Source organism: Yersinia similis, from assembly GCF_001053095.1.
GTDB lineage: Bacteria > Pseudomonadota > Gammaproteobacteria > Enterobacterales > Enterobacteriaceae > Yersinia > Yersinia similis.
Genome location: NZ_CGBP01000024.1, coordinates 16,692 through 34,163, shown reverse-complemented (window position 1 = coordinate 34,163; position 17,472 = coordinate 16,692). Strand labels below are relative to the sequence as shown.

The window sequence follows — 17,472 nt, the reverse complement described above, 5'->3', positions numbered from 1 at the left end:
TGGTTAAATCCGTTGGTTTAAATATACTGGTATTACAGAAGCAACATATATATTTATTAGAATCATTGATTCTAATATTAGTGTAAAATGCCCGGCCACGGACAAGTGTGTGCGACAGTTTTGTTGATACGAGCATGTGACATGCTGTGTTCTAAAATGTATTACAATCAGTGGGTTATATTTTATTTTTTCTTAACGTATTGATTACAATATATAACACGACGCCTGTGAAGGCGACATTAGAGGTTGCTCAATGAGCGAGAAGTCAGAAAAGCAGAAGTTACCAACCCCAACCCCGCAAAACCCTACTAATTCACAGGGCGCTAAAATTGTGGGTGAAAAATTACAGAAAATCTTGGCGCGTGCGGGCCATGGTTCTCGTCGTGAAATTGAAGCCATTATCCAGCAAGGCCGCGTCAGTGTTGACGGAAAAGTGTCGAAGCTAGGTGATCGTGTTGAAGTGATCCAGTCCACTAAAATTCGTCTGGATGGTCATCTTCTTTCGATTAAAGAATCTGAAGAAAATGTGTGCCGCGTTTTGGCGTATTACAAGCCAGAAGGTGAACTTTGTACGCGTAATGATCCAGAAGGCCGTCCAACGGTATTCGACCGTTTACCTAAACTGCGTGGTTCGCGTTGGGTTGCGGTAGGCCGCTTGGATGTGAATACCTCAGGTTTATTGCTGTTCACTACCGATGGCGAACTGGCTAACCGCCTGATGCACCCAAGCCGTGAAGTTGAGCGTGAATATGCGGTGCGGGTATTTGGTCAAATCGATGATGATAAAATCAAACAGTTGAGCCGCGGTGTACAACTGGAAGATGGTCCTGCGGCATTCCGTACCATCAGCTATCAGGGTGGCGAAGGGATAAACCAGTGGTATAACGTCACATTGACAGAAGGGCGTAACCGCGAAGTTCGCCGTTTATGGGAAGCTGTAGGCGTGCAGGTTAGCCGCCTGATTCGTGTGCGTTATGGTGATATTAATTTGCCGAAAGGCCTGCCACGTGGTGGCTGGACTGAACTGGATCTTAAAGCTACTAACTACCTACGTGAATTGGTCGAACTGGATGTTGAAACCGTCAGTAAATTGCCAGTTGAGAAAGATCGCCGCCGGGTTAAAGCCAACCAAATCCGTCGTGCAGTTAAACGCCATACCGAAGTTGCGGGTCGCCAGGTTGCTGGCCGTCAGGGTTCAGCCCGTAAAGGCTCTACGCGCCAAAACGTAGGTAATGCTGCACCAGCGGCAACGGCAGGTCGCCGTGGCAGCTCGAAAAAACGCGGTTAATCTCAGGCGGCTTAATATGTCATTAACGCCGTCTGTCATTAGTGCAGTCTGTGATTAGACATTAATCGCGATGTTGATAATGCTTATTGCCGCAGTTTTTGGACCGCGGCAATGTTATTTTTAACGCTTATAAAATATTACCAATCAATACCTTGCTGCGCTTTTATTCCTGCATCGAAAGCATGTTTGACGGGACGTAACTCACTGACAGTATCCGCCATCTCCAGTAAATCCCGGTGGCACCCTCGGCCAGTAATAATGACGGTTTGATGAGCAGGGCGCTGATTGAGTGCATTAATCACCTCAACCAGTGACAAGTAGTCGTAAGCGACCATATAGGTCAACTCATCCAATACTACTAAATCCAATGTTGGGTCTGCTAACATGCGCAAAGCATGTTGCCAAACACCCTGACAGGCCACAGTATCCCTTTCCCTATCTTGAGTGTTCCAGGTAAAACCTGTTGCCATTACCTGAAATTCAACGCTATGTTGTTGCAGCAGGTTCTTTTCGCCATTCGGCCATTCCCCCTTAATAAACTGTATGACTCCAGCTTTAAGGCCATGGCCCACCGCTCGGGTTACCGTCCCGAAAGCTGCTGTGGTTTTACCTTTACCGTTACCTGTAAACACGATCAAAATACCGCGGACTTCCTGTGCCGCAGCAATCCGTGAATCCACCTTTTCTTTTAATCGTTGCTGGCGCTGCTGGTGGCGAACTTCAGACATAATGATTACATTCCTTTTATTCAGCCTGACCGGGTTTACGGCCGGGCTGTGCATCGAAGCTGATCCCGGTTTTTCTACGGCTGTCATCGCTCATCAAATAGAGGTACAGCGGCATAATATCTGCCGGTGTTTTCAATTTACTCGCATCTTCATCGGGGAATGCTGTCGCCCGCATTTGTGTTCGGGTTCCTCCGGGATTGATGCAGTTAACCCGTAGGTTGCTCTGTTTATACTCTTCGGCCAGTACTTGCATCATGCCTTCCGTGGCAAATTTTGAGACCGAATAAGCTCCCCAGCCTGCACGTCCCTGACGGCCGACGCTGGAACTGGTGAACACCAGCGAGGCGCTATGGGATTTCAGTAGTAACGGCAGTAATGCTTGAGTCAGCATAAATGTTGCATTGACATTCACTTGCATGACGTCTTGCCAGACGGCAATGCTTTGCTCGGACATTGGCGCAACTCCACCCAATAAACCGGCGTTATGTAATACGCCATCCAGCCGAGGGATTTGTGCACTTAGAGTATTAGCAAGCTGCTGACAATCCGCAGTGGTAGCATGCAATAGATCCAGTGATAGTGCTAGCGCGGGTAAACCGCCCGCATCAGCTATCTGTTTTTTTACCGCGAGCAACTTGCTTTCGGTGCGGCCCACTAATATCAGGCGAGCACCAAAACGAGCGTAAGTCAGGGCCGCTTCACGACCAATGCCATCACCTGCGCCAGTTACGAGAATAATGCGCTGATTGAGCAGGTCATGCTTAGGTTGATAATGCATAATTATTCCTCTTGCTGGCGGAGTGAACTCTTCCCGTCCATACCGTGTGATCTTTCTCATTCTTATATTTAAGTGAAACCAATGCAATTTTTCATTTGCGGGAGACGTCAGCTCAGAGGTTCGCTAGAATGCAGGTATCTCTCTAAAAACACATGAAGAAAGGCGGTATTTGTGGAGTTAATTTCTTTGTACGGGTTGTTTCTGGCTAAAGTGGTGACCATCGTGGTTGCGATTGGCGCAATAGTGTTATTGGTGGTCAGCCAGGGAATGAGAAGACAAGGGCAACGAGGGGAATTGAACCTGGTTGACCTGGGGGAGCAATATAAAGAAACTCAACGAGAAATGCGGCTGGCACGCATGAGCCATGCGGAACAAAAAGCCTGGATTAAAGAATTTAAAAAGCAGGAAAAAGCGGATCAAAAACTGAAGAAACAGCGTGCAAAATCTGGTGCGGTGGCGGCAGTAAAACCATGTTTATATGTGATTGATTTTAAAGGAAGCATTGGCGCGCAGGAGGTCTCTTCATTACGTGAGGAAATCTCTGCTATTTTGGCGGTTGCAACCGCGCAGGATGAAGTGTTGTTACGGTTGGAAAGTCCTGGCGGTGTGGTGCATGGCTATGGGTTAGCGGCATCTCAATTGGCGCGTCTGCGTCAACGAGGGATCCGCCTGACGGTTGCGGTTGATAAAGTTGCCGCCAGTGGCGGTTATATGATGGCCTGTGTTGCTGACCGTATTATCTGTGCGCCTTTCGCTATTATTGGCTCAATTGGCGTGGTAGCTCAAATTCCGAACTTCCATCGTTTACTGAAAAAGAACGATATTGACGTAGAACTGCATACCGCGGGTGAATTTAAACGCACACTGACGTTGTTTGGTGAGAATACGGAGCAGGGGCGTGAAAAGTTCCGTGAAGATTTAAATGAAACCCACTTGCTATTTAAACAATTCGTGCAGCAGCAACGTCCTTCTTTAGATATTGATGCTGTCGCAACGGGCGAGCATTGGTTTGGTACGCAAGCCAAAGAGAAAGGTTTAGTTGATGCTATCGGCACCAGCGATGATTTACTGATCGCTGAAATGGATAATCACGAAGTCATTGGCGTGCGTTATTCCCACCGTAAACGCCTAATAGAGCGTTTTATGGGGAGTGCAACCGAAAGTGTTGACAGCCTATTATTACGTTGGTGGCAGCGGGGTGAGAAGCCGCTACTATAACCCATATTAGTTTCTTAATGATGGCAATAAATGCAGGGGGTAGTCTGAACGGTCCCCCCTGCTATTTGCTACCAACCCAGCAGTTAACTGGCTGCGATAACAAGAAAATATTCTGATACTAATCAATTAAATGGTACTTGGCGGATAATACGTGAGCCAGATGTTTGAACATATTAAATACAGCGGTTGTTTTCGCTGTTGGTAAGCCCTCAGCATCAAGGAAATATTCCCCGCGAAATACTAATACAGGGCCTTTCTGCTCAACATCTGTTGCGTGCATACCGTGCAGATAATCCTCATGTTGACGAATAATTTCATTGGCCTCTGCTAATAATTTACTACGTTCAATAGGGGTTGTGTTTATGTGCATTATTTTTCCTCACCACAGTGCAATTTTGCCGTCTATTGTACTTCGGGTTAGCATTTGTCCGCAAACCGACTAAGGTTTATTCGAGTATTTGGCTACTCTATAACTACTATTAGATAAATTCATATTCCGAGCTAATTAGGTTGCGTGGCGTATTTTATCAGGTACAGTGTGGGATTTTATACTATCAGGTGGAAGGTTTTGTTGACGCCATTAGGCAAGATCACAGCTTAAACTTTGAGCACAGACAAAAAATTTGCGGGATCTTCAGGTAAGACTCGAAATGTACAGTTTTGTGCCCCGATCAAAAAAACAGGTTGATATCCTAAAAAAGTACCGCAATATAAAAAAGAGATTCAGAATGCTGCGGCACAGCAAGATAAAAACCTTCTTTTAGAAGAAATAATTTAGGTAAAGGTAATTATGGGTAAAGCTCTCGTAATAGTTGAGTCCCCGGCAAAAGCCAAAACTATTAATAAATACTTAGGGAATGATTACGTGGTTAAGTCCAGCGTCGGTCACATTCGTGATTTGCCGACCAGTGGCTCAGCCAGTAAAAAGAGCGCTAACTCAACTGAAGAAAAAGCCAAAAAAGACGATAAACCCAAAAAGAAAGTGAAGAAAGACGAAAAGGTTGCCTTAGTTAACCGTATGGGAGTCGATCCTTATCATGGCTGGAAAGCGCAGTATGAAATTTTGCCTGGCAAAGAGAAAGTGGTTGCTGAGCTGAAAGCATTAGCGGAAAACGCGGATCATATCTATCTCGCAACCGACCTTGACCGCGAAGGTGAGGCTATTGCCTGGCATTTGCGGGAAGTCATAGGTGGGGACGATAAACGTTTTAGCCGCGTTGTCTTTAACGAAATCACCAAGAATGCGATTCAGCAGGCGTTTAATCAGCCTGGTGAACTGAACATCAGCCGTGTAAATGCACAGCAAGCCCGGCGTTTTATGGATCGGGTTGTTGGCTATATGGTCTCTCCACTGCTGTGGAAGAAAATTGCCCGTGGCCTGTCAGCAGGCCGTGTACAGTCAGTTGCTGTGCGCTTAGTGGTTGAACGTGAAAAAGAGATTAAGGCATTCGTTCCTGAAGAATATTGGGAGTTGCATGCAGATTTATTGGCTAAAGGTGATATTCCGATCCAAATGGAAGTCACTCATGCCCATGGCAAGCCATTTAAACCGGTAAATCGTGAGCAAACACATGCAGCGCTGACGTTACTGGAAAATGCCCGTTATAAGGTGTTGGATCGTGAAGATAAACCGACCAGCAGTAAGCCCAGCGCACCATTCATTACCTCCACCTTACAGCAGGCGGCAAGTACCCGTCTGAGTTTCGGTGTGAAAAAAACCATGATGATGGCACAGCGCCTGTATGAAGCGGGTCATATCACCTATATGCGTACCGACTCGACTAATTTGAGTCAGGATGCATTGACGATGGTGCGTGGTTATATCGGCGATAATTTTGGTGATAAGTATCTGCCGTCAACGCCTAACCAATACAGCAGTAAAGAGAATTCGCAGGAAGCGCATGAAGCCATCCGCCCTTCAGATGTCAATGTGTTAGCTGAGCAGTTGAAAGATATGGAAGCGGATGCCCAGAGGCTGTATCAATTGATTTGGCGTCAGTTTGTGGCGTGCCAGATGCCTCCGGCCAAATATGACTCGACCACACTAACAGTGCAGGCGGGTGATTTCCAACTGCGAGCCAAAGGTCGCACATTGCGCTTTGATGGTTGGACCAAGGTTATGCCAGCGCTGCGTAAAGGTGATGAAGATCGCACCTTGCCGGTGATTGAAGTGGGCAGTGATTTAGACTTACAAAAACTGATTCCGAGCCAGCATTTTACCAAGCCACCGGCTCGTTATAGTGAAGCATCATTAGTAAAAGAGCTGGAAAAGCGGGGTATTGGCCGTCCATCGACTTATGCCTCTATTATTTCGACCATTCAAGATCGTGGCTATGTGCGGGTAGAAAACCGTCGCTTCTACGCAGAGAAAATGGGTGAAATAGTGACAGACCGCTTAGAAGAAAACTTCCGCGAGCTGATGAATTATGATTTCACGGCACGAATGGAAAGCGGTTTGGATCAGGTAGCCAACGATCAGGCTGAGTGGAAAACTGTGTTGGATGGCTTCTTTGCGGAATTCAGCGAGCAGCTTGAAAAGGCGGAAAAAGACCCTGAAGAAGGGGGGATGCGCCCGAATCAGATGGTGATGACCAGCATTGATTGCCCAACCTGTGGCCGTCAAATGGGGATCCGTACTGCGAGTACTGGGGTGTTCCTTGGCTGTTCCGGTTATGCATTGCCGCCTAAAGAGCGCTGCAAAACCACCATTAACTTGGTGCCGGACGCTGAGATTTTGAATATTCTGGAGGGTGATGATGCGGAGACTAACGCATTACGTGCTCGCCGCCGTTGCCAGAAATGTGGTACTGCGATGGATAGCTACCTTATCGATAATCAACGTAAGTTACATGTTTGCGGGAATAACCCAGCGTGTGATGGCTATGAAATCGAAGCGGGTGAGTTCCGGATCAAAGGCTATGAAGGCCCGATTGTTGAGTGCGAGAAATGTGGTTCTGAAATGCACCTGAAAATGGGCCGCTTCGGTAAGTACATGGGCTGCACCAATGACGAGTGTAAGAATACCCGCAAGATTCTGCGCAGCGGTGAAGTTGCACCACCGAAAGAAGATCCGGTGCCATTGCCAGAGTTACCTTGCGAGAAATCAGATGCTTATTTCGTCCTACGAGATGGCGCAGCTGGCGTGTTCTTGGCAGCCAATACATTCCCTAAATCGCGTGAAACCCGTGCTCCGATGGTAGAAGAATTGGTTCGCTTCAAAGACCGTTTGCCTGAAAAATTGCGTTATCTGGCTGATGCCCCCGTGACCGATAAAGATGGCAATAAAACCATGGTCCGCTTTAGCCGTAAAACGAAGCAACAGTATGTATCATCAGAGAAAGATGGCAAAGCAACAGGTTGGTCAGCTTTCTATATTGATGGCAAATGGGTTGAGGCAAAAAAATAAACTTAACCTAAAGTAGATGTTCAGGCTCTGTGTAGTCTGTCACTTCTTACCTCAGTAAAAACCAGCCTCAACGGCTGGTTTTTTATTGGGCTAATTTATCCAAGTGCTTTATAGTCTTAGGTAATCTTTCCAGGTTATCACTCCCGAGTCGTTACCTGCATTTGTTAAAACCCGCTATTATTTTTGTGTATATGTTCTATACAGTAGCTGATGAAATGATATAATAGTTATATAAAGTATTTTTTTATAACCTGGAGTTATTATAAGGTCATGCTGACCAACCTGGTATCATGCAGTTTATGGGGTTCAGGTAATAACTTTTCTGCATACCGGTGCGATACCGATATACCAAACTGTGGATTTCCCCGCAGTTATTCAACCTAGGATGGTATAGATATGAAATTGCAGCAGCTTCGCTATATTGTTGAGGTTGTTAACCATAACCTTAATGTGTCTTCTACCGCAGAAGGCCTGTACACCTCGCAACCGGGGATCAGCAAACAGGTAAGAATGCTGGAAGATGAGTTAGGTATCCAGATTTTTGCCCGTAGCGGTAAACATCTGACGCAGGTAACCCCTGCAGGGCTGGAAATCATTCGTATTGCCCGTGAAGTCTTGTCGAAAGTGGATGCCATCAAAGCTGTTGCAGGTGAACATACCTATCCGGATAAAGGTTCATTGTATGTGGCGACCACCCATACACAGGCACGTTACGCTTTACCTAATGTTATTAAAGGTTTTATTGAACGTTATCCTCGCGTGTCTCTGCATATGCATCAAGGATCTCCCACGCAGATTGCCGAGGCAGTCTCTAAGGGGAATGCCGATTTCGCCATCGCCACCGAAGCATTACATCTTTATGACGACCTTATCATGTTACCGTGCTATCACTGGAATCGGGCAGTCGTTGTAAAACCTGATCATCCATTAGCAGGTAAAACACATGTGAGCATTGAAGAGTTGGCAGCATATCCTATCGTCACTTATACCTTTGGTTTTACGGGGCGCTCCGAGTTAGATACTGCTTTCAATCGCGCAGGCCTTACGCCGCGCATTGTGTTTACTGCGACCGATGCAGATGTGATTAAAACTTACGTACGCTTAGGTTTAGGGGTAGGGGTTATCGCTAGTATGGCGGTTGATCCGGTTCAGGATCCTGATTTGGTGACAGTTGATGCCAGAGATATCTTTACCTACAGCACGACTAAAATTGGTTTTCGTCGTAGTACGTTCCTACGGAGTTATATGTATGACTTTATCCTGCGTTTCGCCCCACATTTAACTCGTGATGTGGTCGATAAGGCGGTTGCATTGCGCTCTAATGAGGATATAGAGGCCATGTTTAAAGATATTAAACTGCCGACGAAGTGAGTTAGCTAACAATTTATTATTGTTAGCTAAAGAAGTCGAGTGCTCACGTGTGTAGAAATTGCGTACATAACCCACGCTTCACCGTGAGCTTAAGACGCGATAGTGGAGGAGGAGAGTCTTGCCCCTTCTGCTTCATATTAATATTACGATATTCTCTCCTATCTGATTTTTCCGTTAATCTATCTCATTGTGGGCGGTATCTGCCAGCTTAAGATATAATAAGTTTTATTTACTGATTAGCCGGTAAAAATTGAAAGTCATTACAATATTTTAGGTCTATTATTTCACTCCGTATTAAATAGAAAACTTAATAATAAATGGAGTTAATATGTTTCCTCGCCTCACTGATTTTGTACCACTCAGTATCCTTACACCGATTAACGATGATGCTAAAGAAACTTCTGTTGCACTACATGATATAAATATTGCTGTTAATAACACTGATGAGAAGGAAAATAGTCCAAAATATGTAGTGCTGGATAATAGAATTAGACAAGCAATGATAGATAAAACCACAGGTAAATATGATAAAGAGGCATTTACTCACTTAGCCAGTACCTGTCCGCTTGTTGAGATCGGTGTGCGTGATCAGTTGCAGGAAATAAACTCACCCCTGCAATGTCCCCATTCTGTGAATATTAATGTTGAAAATAAGTCAAAAGATAATATAGTGATTAATCAACATATTACTTATGCATATAGTGCTGAAAATCATTGCGGCACAAGCAGTTCAGCTCAAAATAATACTCAAGTGAGTAAACCAGTTATTGACATTTATTGTCAGATTAACATGGCAGGAGATAATGATTATTTACACAATTTAGATATAAAGCTATCTATAAACTTCAATGACGAATTTGCCTCCTATTTAAACAAAATATTTAACCCTTATGATATTCTACGCAATATATGGAGGAATGTCATAAAACAATATGAAGAGAATAAAATTGATAATCAAATTACCGATTCAGATATCAATTTTGATGATGACGAGTGGGTAAGTGATGAAGATATTGCCCTGTTGGAGGAGTTTTCTAAGCAAAAAAATAATATTGAAGAGCCACATAAAAAACTAGAGTTTGTATATCCAGAGAATCAAGAGCTTAAGTGGGATGGTTATTTTGACCTGCTCCCCATTGATTATTTCAAATTAGATGCCGAGGAGTATGAACTCTCCTTACATTAACAATATAAGTATAAAAATATTCCAAGGGTGCTAAACATAGCCTCGCTATAATTACCTTAGCTTATCGTCATCTTAGGTTATACCTATCACTGCGAACATACACTGTTGTTATTGAAATGTTAACATTTCTTTGTGTTATATTTAAGCTAGACCTCATAACATTAGGGTTATAGACCCTAAATAATTCGAGTTTCAGGAAGGCGGCAACTGAGTAAGTCCTAGGAGCTTACACCAGTAAGTGATTGGGCTGAACGAAGACAGCCAACATATATGCAACTTGAAGTATGCCGGGTATCAACCTTACTGAGAGAGACAGCCAGATAGTACATTGATTTATAAAACTTATAAGAAACAATGGAGGCACTATGTCGTTGGATCTGTGTAAAACGAGTATGACTAAATTGGTTGCCCTTAACCGCGAGTATTATTACTACAGCCTGCCGCAATTGGCGGCAGTGTTGGGTGACATCAACCGGTTACCTAAATCGTTGAAAGTGCTGCTGGAGAATTTACTACGTCACTTGGATGGGGTACAAGTTCAGGAGGCGGATTTAAAAGCCATTGTCGCGTGGCAACAAACCGGGCATGCCGATAGAGAAATTGCCTACCGCCCTGCTAGAGTATTAATGCAAGATTTTACAGGTGTTCCCGCAGTAGTGGATCTGGCTGCCATGCGTGAGGCAGTCCAACGACTAGGCGGTGATGTGGCACAAGTTAACCCGTTGTCACCTGTGGATTTGGTGATCGACCATTCCGTGACCGTGGATGAGTTTGGCGATAAATCAGCGTTTGGTGAAAACGTACGCTTAGAGATGGAACGTAACCACGAACGTTATATCTTTTTACGCTGGGGGCAAAAAGCATTTAGCCGTTTTCGCGTAGTCCCACCAGGAACGGGTATTTGTCATCAGGTTAATCTTGAATATCTGGGACAAACCGTTTGGCATGAACAGCAAGGTGATAAGCAGGTTGCCTATCCGGATACGTTGGTTGGCACGGACTCCCATACCACCATGATCAATGGCTTGGGGATACTCGGCTGGGGAGTTGGTGGTATCGAAGCTGAGGCTGCCATGTTAGGTCAGCCCATATCAATGCTTATCCCTGATGTCGTCGGGTTTAAAATGACCGGTAAAATGCGCGAGGGGATCACGGCGACTGACCTGGTATTGACGGTCACACAAATGCTACGTAAGCACGGGGTCGTTGGTAAGTTTGTCGAGTTCTATGGTGATGGGTTAGCTGACTTACCATTGGCTGATCGCGCGACCATTGCCAACATGTCTCCTGAGTTTGGTGCAACCTGCGGTTTCTTCCCTGTGGATGATGTGACCCTGAGTTATATGCGCCTCAGCGGCCGCAGCAATGAGCAAATAGCGCTAGTTGAAACCTACAGTAAAGCGCAGGGATTATGGCGTTATCCTGGTGATGAGCCGGTCTTTACCAGCCAATTATCGCTGGATTTAAGTTCAGTAGAACCCAGTTTAGCAGGGCCAAAACGCCCACAAGACAGGGTCGCATTACCTAAAGTGCCATCGGCATTTAAAGCGTTTGAGGAACTGGAGTTCAACAATAAGAGAGATAAAGCTGACCACGTTGCTTTCTCTCTTAATGGTAAAACTCATGAACTGGCATCTGGCGCGGTGGTGATTGCAGCCATTACATCCTGTACAAACACGTCAAACCCCAGTGTATTAATGGCGGCTGGATTATTGGCAAAAAAAGCGGTTGAAAAAGGGCTGAAAACCAAACCATGGGTGAAAACCTCGTTGGCTCCAGGTTCTAAAGTGGTGACCGAGTATCTTAATTCGGCTGGTCTAACCCGCTATCTGGATAATCTGGGGTTCAATTTAGTCGGCTATGGTTGTACGACTTGTATTGGTAACTCAGGGCCCTTACCTGAGCCAATAGAAAACGCTATTAAAGCGGGGGATTTAACGGTCAGCGCGGTACTCTCCGGTAACCGCAATTTTGAAGGTCGCATCCACCCTCTGGTGAAAACCAACTGGCTGGCATCACCGCCACTGGTGGTCGCTTATGCCCTGGCAGGGAATATGAATATAGATTTAACCCAGGATGCGCTGGGTCATGATCTTTTAGGTAAACCGGTTTACCTAAAAGATATCTGGCCAACCGGACTTGAGATCGCCAAAGCTGTTGAGGAAGTTAAAACGGAGATGTTTCGTAAGGAATATGCTGAAGTATTTAATGGTGATGAGAACTGGCAAGCAATTCAAGTAGAAAGTACCCCCACTTATGAGTGGCAACAAGACTCCACTTATATTCGGCTACCCCCTTTCTTTACAGATATGAAGGCATTGCCGGATCCTGTGCAGGATATTCATGATGCGCGTATTCTGGCGATTTTGGCTGACTCGGTGACAACTGACCATATTTCACCAGCGGGTAATATCAAACTGGACAGCCCTGCGGGCCGCTATCTTCGTGATCGCGGTGTGGAAATTAAGGAATTCAACTCTTATGGTTCCCGTAGGGGCAACCATGAAGTAATGATGCGCGGTACGTTTGCTAATATTCGTATTCGAAATGAAATGGTCCCCGGTATTGAAGGGGGGATAACACGTCATATTCCATCGCAAAATGAGATGCCTATCTATGATGCAGCTATGCGTTATCAACAAGAAAACGTGCCTCTGGCGGTGATCGCCGGTAAGGAGTATGGCTCAGGATCCAGCCGTGATTGGGCTGCGAAAGGGCCGCGTTTACTCGGTGTTAGGGTTGTTATCGCTGAATCATTTGAACGGATTCACCGCTCAAATCTAATTGGAATGGGGATTTTACCATTAGAGTTTCCACAGGGGGTCGATCGTAAAACATTAGGGCTGACTGGTGATGAATCTATCAGTGTCAGTGGACTGCAAAATCTTGCTCCAGGGCAAATGGTGCCAGTGACGATAACTTATACGGATGGGCAGCAGCAAGTGGTCAATACCCGTTGCCGTATCGATACAGGGAACGAACTGATTTATTTTGAGAATGGTGGCATTTTGCACTATGTGATCCGCAAAATGCTGTAGTGGATGGGGTGTTGGGTGAATCCTTGCTAGCTATATAACATCACTGTTAGCTATATGGTTGAGCGACAAAAGTGTCATTCGGACCGAGCCATCAGAGGTTATCAGCATTTAAAGGGTAGGTATAATTATTGATCCTACCCTTTATTCTTATTTAGGGATTCACCCGGTACCGATTATTTGGTGAGCAAATGCCCCATTTTGGCCGCTTTGGTTGCCAGATAATGTTCATTTTTTGGGTTTTCGCCCACGATCAACGGCACACGTTCGACGATATTGATCCCTGCTTGGGTGAGGATTTCGACTTTTTTAGGATTATTGGTCAGCAGACGAACGGCTTTGATGCCTAACAATTTATATATATCAGAACATAGTGTGAAGTCACGTTCATCCGCAGCAAAACCAAGCTGATGATTAGCTTCTACCGTATCAGCCCCTAAATCCTGCAATGCATAAGCACGAATTTTATTCAGCAAGCCAATATTACGGCCCTCCTGGCGATGATAAATCAGCACACCACGGCCTTCTTCCGCGATACGCGTAAGTGCAACCTCCAACTGAAAACCACAGTCACAACGCAGGCTAAATAACGCATCACCAGTAAGGCATTCAGAATGTACACGGGACAGAACCGGTTCATCACCAGAGATATCACCAAATATCAAGGCCAGGTGGTCATGCCCGGTAGCCAATTCTTCAAAACCGACCATTAAAAAGTCACCCCAAGGAGTGGGTAATTTTGCTTCTGCTACACGTTTTAGCTGCATATCATTGTTCATATTATGACTTAGGCTCTTAGAGTATGTTGTGGCGCATCCTAATTGCCGGATGACCATTTTAACCAGATATATACCTTCCTACTTGGAGAGTGGCAGCGCAGTGAGTGGCTAAGGTACTGACATAAATAGCGCATAATGGCTCGCTTGTGCACCGCCTAACGGCTACTGCAATTACTTTAGGTATAAAGGGTTAAATAAAAAATTTTCCGTGATAACTATTAGCTATATTGCCATAAGTTTTAGTTGGCTGCTGTTCAACAAAGCAGCGATAGGTGAAGAGGGAAATACATTATGTGCCTATATTCCGTTAACTAGAGAAATTTATGTATCTTATCAATTGACTAGCATTACTTATATTATTTAGCTATTACATCAATGTAATCTGTAATGGCAGGCGAGGTAGTATAGATTTGTCTGTAGTGATAAACAAATACTGACTTAATGTGAGTTTATTATTTCCTCAATAGCACGAAAAAGAAAGAAAAGGACCCCTGATGTATAACATGGCAAAACGAGTCACTATCGGAACGTTTATTTTATTATTGCCAACGTTAGCGATATGGCTTTCCGGCTGGCAGTGGCAACCAGGGGGAAATAACACGTGGTTAAAAGGCTTTTTTTGGGTGACAGAAATGGTAACCGCGCCTTGGGGCATACTGACCAGTGTGTTGCTCTGTAGCTGGTTTTTGTGGTGCTTGCGTGTTCGTCTTAAGCCTGCTATTGGGCTGTTTGTGGTATTAGGAACAGTAATTGTCCTTGGCCAAGGTGTAAAATCGCTGATTAAAGAGCAGGTACAGGAACCTCGGCCATTTGTTGCATGGCTTGAAGCCGAGCATCATATTAATAACCGCCTTTTCTATTCTTTGCCACGCGCAGAACGCAGTGAATTAGTCAGGCAGCAGTTACAAGACCAATCAATTATTCCTGCTTGGTTGAGCCGTCACTGGCAGTTTGAAACCGGGTTCTCTTTCCCATCAGGGCATACTGTATTTGCGGCCACGTGGGCATTATTAGCCGTAGGGCTACTATGGTCACGGCGACATTATAAAACAGTCGTTTTACTGATGTTATGGGCACAGGGTGTTATGGCGAGCCGCTTATTTTTAGGTATGCACTGGCCGCAGGACCTGATTGCCGCGACGCTAATCAGTGGCGTCTTGGCCGCTGTGACGTGTGGATTAGTCCAGCATGGGTTCGGATTTCTGGATATTCCGTTACAAGAACAAAAAGAGAGCGAAAAACGGGGGCATGAGTAAAGCTAAGCAATGGGTTATTATTCATGTTCAGTAACGTAAAATAATGCCTCTCAAGGAGGGGCTTGGTGCTTTATCTTTGTGCAGGGTTTCTTTGCAGGGTAAGGAAGTGCTAATTTATTGAGTAAGGACGCCACATTTTTGGCATAATTCATCAGGTTGATTCGGCCTTTGGGAAAAAACGTGAAATATTTGCTGATTTTTTTATTAGTACTGGTGGTTTTCGTGATTTCAGTCACGTTAGGGGCCAATAACGATCAAGTAGTCGCCTTTAACTATTTATTAGCTCAAGGTGAATATCAGCTGTCTACGCTATTGGCAACGCTTTTTGCGGCCGGGCTGGTGCTAGGCTGGGTCATTTGTGGGCTTTTTTATCTGCGGATACGGATCTCTTTGGGCCGCGCAGAGCGGAAAATTAAACGTCTTGAAACTCAGCTTGAACAGCCAGTTGAGCAAAGCACGCTTGTGTCCACAGCTGCTGTCAACAAGGAATAATTTTCTATGTTAGAAATGCTGTTTCTGCTGTTACCCGTTGCTGCCGCCTATGGTTGGTATATGGGGCGTAGAAGCGCTCAGCAGGATAAGCAACAGGATGCTAACCGCTTGTCACGTGAATACGTGGCTGGGGTTAACTTCCTTCTCTCGAACCAGCAAGATAAAGCAGTCGATCTCTTCCTCGAAATGTTGAAAGAAGACAGTTCCACGGTTGAGGCTCATCTCACTTTGGGGAATCTGTTCCGCTCACGCGGTGAAGTTGATCGTGCCATTCGTATCCATCAAGCCTTAATGGAGAGTGCATCCCTGACATTTGAACAACGGCTGTTGGCTATTCAGCAACTCGGTCGTGATTATATGGCTGCAGGTTTATATGATCGGGCAGAAGATATGTTCAACCAATTGGTTGAAGAACAAGATTTTCGGCTCGGCGCATTACAACAATTATTGGTAATTCATCAGGCAACCAGTGATTGGCATAATGCCATTGAAGTTGCGGAAAAATTGGTCAAGATGGGCAAAGATAATCAGCGTCTGGAAATTGCACACTTCTATTGTGAACTTGCGTTGCAAGCAATGGGCAGTGACGATCTGGATAAGGCCATGGGGCTACTGAAAAAAGCGGCAACTGCTGATAAACAATGTGCTCGGGTTTCTATTATGCGTGGCCGTGTGCATCTTGCTAAAGGTGAGTATGCCAAAGGCGTCGAAGCGCTGGAGCGAGTACTGGAGCAAGATAAAGAAGTCGTCAGTGAAGCATTACCGATGCTCAGTGAATGTTACCAACACCTGCAACAGCCTCAGGCTTGGGCTCATTTTCTTAAACGCTGCGTGGAAGATAATACCGGTGCTGCTGCTGAACTGATGTTGGCAGAGATCCTCGAACAGCAGGAAGGGCATGATGTCGCGCAAACGTATATTAATCGCCAACTACAGCGCCATCCGACGATGCGCGGTTTTTATCGTCTAATGGATTACCATCTAGCAGATGCCGAAGAAGGACGTGCAAAAGAGAGTTTATTGCTATTACGGGACATGGTTGGTGAGCAAATTCGAACCAAACCACGTTACCGTTGCCATAAGTGTGGTTTCACCGCCCACTCACTCTATTGGCATTGTCCATCTTGTCGTGCTTGGGCATCAGTTAAGCCTATAAGAGGATTAGATGGGCAGTAGGGGGAATCGTCAGATTAGAGGGGAGTGATGTTCTCTGCTAATAAGATCGGGTGAACGGGTCCACCCGGTTGTTAGCTGTTGTGATGAAGCACTACTACAGTTTATTTTTTCTTTTGAGCGGTTCTCACACTGTCTTTCAGCAATTGGCGCAGTTTTTTCAATTCTTTCTGGCTTAGCGGCTGTTCTGAAATCTCTTCTACATCTTGATTGTCGATTTCACTGTGATGCAACTTGGCATTCTTACTACTACCTTTACTCCCCTTAATATCAGCCTCAAAGCTTTGCGCTAATCTTTCGCAGACTTCAGTGCTGAGAGAAAACTGCTTTTCTAATGCTGCAGTTTTGATTTTTTCTTTTAATTCCAGAGGAATTTTAATGGTTAAGGTAGATATCTCACTCATCATATAACCTTCAACTTAGGGAAAATACCAAGCTAAGCGAGGAAAGAGCAACTGTCCAGGGAATAACACAAGTATCATAAAAAATTCACAATGAGGTATACCAATACGCTCTAAAAGCTGGAGGAACGCCGCAAACAGGGCAGATACAGCGTCATATGAGCCACTCAGGCGCATTATTGTCATATTCAAGTTAGGTTACCGCCAGATTGGAAGTTGTCAAAAACCCCAGTATTTATGCTACGGAAACAGAATAAATTCCGCTCTAATTTCTTTTTGGAGTTTGTTGATTTTCTAGATGATTCTTGGGAAAAAAGAAATAAGTTGGAAGATTAGATGAAATTATTTACGTGGGTTAAAA

General features: G+C 45.0%; 14 protein-coding genes and 1 pseudogene. 10 read left to right on the top strand and 5 right to left on the bottom strand.

What is annotated here, in order from left to right; translation table 11 throughout:
* The first annotated feature begins 253 nt into the window (after positions 1-253).
* Positions 254-1,288: a 23S rRNA pseudouridine(2605) synthase RluB gene (gene rluB / locus AC971_RS16040; RefSeq protein ID WP_025383875.1), complete on the top strand. Its 1,035-nt coding sequence runs from the start codon at positions 254-256 to the stop codon at positions 1,286-1,288.
* A gap of 137 nt (positions 1,289-1,425) precedes the next feature.
* Here the strand turns inward: rluB and cobO are convergent, their stop codons facing one another.
* Both cobO and AC971_RS16030 read right to left on the bottom strand, forming a co-directional pair.
* Positions 1,426-2,016, bottom strand: coding sequence for a cob(I)yrinic acid a,c-diamide adenosyltransferase (gene cobO / locus AC971_RS16035; RefSeq protein WP_025383876.1), 591 nt, complete (start codon positions 2,014-2,016; stop codon positions 1,426-1,428).
* A gap of 16 nt (positions 2,017-2,032) precedes the next feature.
* Positions 2,033-2,794 (bottom strand): YciK family oxidoreductase, encoded by a 762-nt coding sequence (locus tag AC971_RS16030; protein WP_025383877.1) that lies wholly within the window; start codon positions 2,792-2,794, stop codon positions 2,033-2,035.
* 171 nt (positions 2,795-2,965) lie between these two features.
* Between AC971_RS16030 and sohB the strand changes: the two genes are divergently transcribed.
* Positions 2,966-4,012, top strand: coding sequence for a protease SohB (sohB, locus tag AC971_RS16025; RefSeq protein WP_025383878.1), 1,047 nt, complete (start codon positions 2,966-2,968; stop codon positions 4,010-4,012).
* A gap of 118 nt (positions 4,013-4,130) precedes the next feature.
* On the opposite strand, the gene AC971_RS16020 is transcribed toward sohB, so the two are convergent.
* Entirely contained in the window at positions 4,131-4,382 is a 252-nt protein-coding gene (locus AC971_RS16020) for a YciN family protein (protein ID WP_025383879.1), read from the bottom strand.
* A 113-nt stretch (positions 4,383-4,495) separates the two neighbouring features.
* Between AC971_RS16020 and AC971_RS25225 the strand changes: the two are divergent.
* From AC971_RS25225 to acnA, 5 genes and pseudogenes are all read left to right on the top strand, one after another.
* Positions 4,496-4,776, top strand: a pseudogene (locus AC971_RS25225) (hypothetical protein).
* A gap of 26 nt (positions 4,777-4,802) precedes the next feature.
* Positions 4,803-7,418 carry a type I DNA topoisomerase gene (gene topA / locus AC971_RS16015; RefSeq protein ID WP_025383880.1) on the top strand — a complete coding sequence of 872 codons (2,616 nt, stop codon included), beginning with the start codon at positions 4,803-4,805 and terminating at the stop codon, positions 7,416-7,418.
* Positions 7,419-7,814: 396 nt separating this feature from the next.
* On the top strand, positions 7,815-8,789 hold the full coding sequence (gene cysB / locus AC971_RS16010) for an HTH-type transcriptional regulator CysB (protein WP_025383881.1): 975 nt from the start codon (positions 7,815-7,817) through the stop codon (positions 8,787-8,789).
* Positions 8,790-9,117: 328 nt separating this feature from the next.
* Positions 9,118-9,975: a hypothetical protein gene (locus AC971_RS16005; protein WP_025383882.1), complete on the top strand. Its 858-nt coding sequence runs from the start codon at positions 9,118-9,120 to the stop codon at positions 9,973-9,975.
* 365 nt (positions 9,976-10,340) lie between these two features.
* Complete coding sequence (gene acnA, locus AC971_RS16000; RefSeq protein ID WP_025383883.1) at positions 10,341-13,013, top strand: aconitate hydratase AcnA; 2,673 nt, start codon at positions 10,341-10,343, stop codon at positions 13,011-13,013.
* 173 nt (positions 13,014-13,186) lie between these two features.
* Here acnA and ribA read toward each other — a convergent pair whose 3' ends face one another.
* Positions 13,187-13,777, bottom strand: a complete 591-nt coding sequence (gene ribA / locus AC971_RS15995) for a GTP cyclohydrolase II (protein ID WP_038402705.1) — start codon at positions 13,775-13,777, stop codon at positions 13,187-13,189.
* 506 nt (positions 13,778-14,283) lie between these two features.
* Between ribA and pgpB the strand changes: the two genes are divergently transcribed.
* From pgpB to lapB, 3 genes are all read left to right on the top strand, one after another.
* Positions 14,284-15,045 carry a phosphatidylglycerophosphatase B gene (gene pgpB / locus AC971_RS15990; RefSeq protein WP_025383885.1) on the top strand — a complete coding sequence of 254 codons (762 nt, stop codon included), beginning with the start codon at positions 14,284-14,286 and terminating at the stop codon, positions 15,043-15,045.
* 180 nt (positions 15,046-15,225) lie between these two features.
* Positions 15,226-15,537, top strand: coding sequence for a LapA family protein (locus tag AC971_RS15985; RefSeq protein ID WP_025383886.1), 312 nt, complete (start codon positions 15,226-15,228; stop codon positions 15,535-15,537).
* Between the two features lie 6 nt (positions 15,538-15,543).
* The gene (gene lapB, locus AC971_RS15980) at positions 15,544-16,713 is read left to right on the top strand and encodes a lipopolysaccharide assembly protein LapB (RefSeq protein ID WP_025383887.1); all 1,170 of its coding nucleotides are present in this window, start codon (positions 15,544-15,546) and stop codon (positions 16,711-16,713) included.
* Between the two features lie 101 nt (positions 16,714-16,814).
* Here lapB and AC971_RS15975 read toward each other — a convergent pair whose 3' ends face one another.
* On the bottom strand, positions 16,815-17,114 hold the full coding sequence (locus AC971_RS15975) for a hypothetical protein (protein ID WP_025383888.1): 300 nt from the start codon (positions 17,112-17,114) through the stop codon (positions 16,815-16,817).
* Positions 17,115-17,472 lie beyond the last annotated feature (358 nt).